General features: G+C 32.2%; 3 protein-coding genes and 1 pseudogene. All 4 read right to left on the reverse strand.

Translation table 11 applies throughout. The annotated features are described in order from the left end of the window. Window positions 1-8: 8 nt before the first annotated feature. A complete protein-coding gene (locus tag ACOVO2_RS07610) occupies window positions 9-1,598 on the reverse strand; it encodes a hypothetical protein (RefSeq protein WP_421769385.1) in 1,590 nt (529 codons plus the stop codon). Window positions 1,599-1,691: 93 nt separating this feature from the next. Continuing rightward, window positions 1,692-1,976, reverse strand: a pseudogene (locus tag ACOVO2_RS07615) (carboxypeptidase-like regulatory domain-containing protein); the annotation flags it as partial. A gap of 328 nt (window positions 1,977-2,304) precedes the next feature. Next, the gene (locus ACOVO2_RS07620; RefSeq protein WP_421769383.1) at window positions 2,305-2,508 is read right to left on the reverse strand and encodes a hypothetical protein; all 204 of its coding nucleotides are present in this window, start codon (window positions 2,506-2,508) and stop codon (window positions 2,305-2,307) included. A gap of 38 nt (window positions 2,509-2,546) precedes the next feature. After that, complete coding sequence (locus tag ACOVO2_RS07625; protein WP_421769384.1) at window positions 2,547-2,816, reverse strand: hypothetical protein; 270 nt, start codon at window positions 2,814-2,816, stop codon at window positions 2,547-2,549. Window positions 2,817-2,983: the final 167 nt, after the last annotated feature.

Raw genomic sequence — 2,983 nt, forward strand, 5'->3', positions numbered from 1 at the left:
TTTTTATTTTACCTTAAAACAATCCTGTACGATAGTCCTATCCATAAATTATCAGTTAGTTTTGGTAATTGAGTGATGGGAATTTGGGATGATTCTAAACGTTTATCATGAAGTGGTAAATCTATTTTCCTTTCTAAAAAACCAAAAAATCTTTCTTCATTTAATCTAAAAAATGGCTCGGAAGTCTTAAACACATGTTGATAATCTGCCATTAGATACAATTTTGCTGGAAAGACCCAAAGCTTACCTGAATAAATAGCAGTATTCAAACCAAATTTAATACCCTCAGATTTTTGAAATATACCCGCTACAAATTCTTTAGAACTAATTTTCTTATTATCAATATAAAAATCTCTATTTGCATTTTTATATAGCCCAAATTTAACTCCCGAAAGCCCAATAGTGTATTTTATATTAGGTTCGATAAATATGGGTTTTGTAGTTTTATTTAAAACAATCCTGTAAGCAAGCCCAATATCTCTCTGGTTGACATAGACTGTATTTCGGATAGTATTGTTTTTACTATATTGTAGAATAAATCTTTTATTTAGGCTAAATGTCCAGTATTTACTATTATATAAAATTGGGACAAAATTTGAGCGAGTTGTAGCTGAAAAGTTCCTGCTTTTTTCAAAAGTGTTTGCAAGAGTTGTGCTAAATGTAGCATTATAAGTATGAATAGGTGTATAAACAAAACCAAAATTTGGAAAAAAAAGATTAGCTCGTAACAAGAATGTACGAAAATCAAACCCTTGCCTTTGTTTGTATTGAGCAGTTTCTTCTTTTGTTTTTATATTACTTTGTTCAATAGAAGACGATGAAGATGTATTTTTTAAGGAATCTAATACATTGAGTTTGAAAGCAAGTTGCACCTGATTTTTGAGGGCATTGCTCTGTTCAATGATACCTTCTTGCCCTTCAAAAAAATTATCCGAAATATCATTTTTTTGGTCAGCTATAATGTCAGTTTTTAGTAATTGCTCATTGTATGAAAATGGTTTTATATTCTCGGTTTCAAAATTGGTGGCTACAAACTCTGCTAAATGATTGATTATCTCATCTTTTTTATCACCATCAATACTGTATTTTAGGTATTTCAAAAACCAAATGTCGCCCTTTTGTTCATAGAGCATTGTTGATGTTTCGCCTATTCTTTTATATTCACCTCCTCTATCTTTACTTTTATTAAAAGCTTCTATTTTTATATATGCCAAATCTTCTTTATTGATATATAACTTAGTTGTTGCACTACTGTCACGTAGCGTACTATTAATCACATAGACCTGTTTTCCATCATAATAAGTTATTTTTTCTAATTCAAAATAAAATTTATTGAAATAATCGGGATTTATCGTCCAATTTTTTTTCAATACCAAATCCTTAGCAATAGGTAAAAACGGGCCACCCATGTATTTAGTGCCTTTCTGTACATATTCGGGGTTTTTGATGGTTCTTGATTTTAATACCTTGATTTGCCCTTCATGGTCCTTACCGTCTATTGTGTAGGCAGGTTTATATATTTTTAGAAAGTTTTCGGAGAAATAATTAAATGTATTTTCACTTTGGTTTTCATAGATTTCCCTGTAAAAACCATTCAAATAGGTAGGTTTTTGAGAGTAATTTTTAGAAATATTATTGTAGGCATTGCGTAGCAAAACTCTCAAAGTAGAGTCGGGCATAACAACAACCTCGTTGAGTTGATTGCTTTCTGCTAAAAAAATAGTATCTGGCAAAGCACTTGAAGAAATACTTTTTGACAAATAACCGATATAAGAAACAACAAAAACCCCCTTCTTTACAGAAAGAGAAAACTTACCATCGGTATTGGTGGTTGTACCTAAGTTGGTGTCTTTTACCCTAACACTTGCCGAAGGCAGGGCTTGCTTGGTAAGGCTATCGCAAACTATAGCGGAGTGTTTTTGAGCTTTTAGAAAACTGGGGAGGAGAAGACAGATGAGGACGATTAGTTTTTGCATTGGAGTTAGATTTTTAATAAAATGATAGATAGGCACTACTCAAGTTACTAACTTGAATAGTGCCTACTTGTTAGGAAGTTTTGATGCCGTGAAAATATTAATCCATATTATCACCAAAACATTCAGTTCCAGGAGGACAACCACTGCCTCCAATTTAACCAAATATATCACTGATAGCTTCTTTAAATCCATTCCAGAAATCAGAAAAGAAACTACTGCCACTTATATTTTCTATTTCGGTTTTGGATAATTCTTGTATCATGTTTTTTTAGTTTTAGTGATTTTTTATAATACCCCCCATAAATCATCAATATGGGGGGTAAGGAAGTTACTTTTGTGCTGGTGTTGGCGGCGTAGGCGTATCTGGAGTAAAGAAATCAACTACTTTCTCAACGAGAGTAATAGCTGCTGTTACACCTGCTAAAAAACCATCTTTAAAATCTGACCAAAAACTTCCACCAATAATTTCAACAAGTTCGTCGTTTGACAATGCTGTACAGTTGTGTGCTTCTAAGTTAATTGTGTTTTTCATAAAAATTGATTATCTATAAGTTGTGAAAAAATAAAAAATTACAAATAGTTTACATTACTTCGAGCTGGTCCATCACCTCCTCCACCAATCATTTGCGTTTCTTCTTTTTCGCTACCATCGGAGAAAAACCATTTGTGTACCAAATAAGAAACGCCCAATACTACTGCAACTCCAACAATATATCCTAATACAAAAGCAAAAGAGCCACCTTCTGTTTCTACTAATTCGTTTTGGTTTAGCTCCATTAATTCTGCATCTGCAAAATTTGCAAAAGCAAATTTTGTTTGTGTGTGTGTGATTGTGTTCATTTTTGTTGTGTGTTTAAATTTTTAAAAATTAATTTATAATCATTTCACGCATACTCGAGTTAGTGTGAAAAAGGATTCATGGTTGTGTGTAAAAAATAAAAAGACTCCAGCTCAGTTTTAAGCATTTTCTGCTATGTGGACGCTTTAATAGCTTTTCTCGTTGAGTA

The organism is Emticicia sp., from assembly GCF_049241225.1.
Lineage (GTDB): Bacteria > Bacteroidota > Bacteroidia > Cytophagales > Spirosomataceae > Emticicia.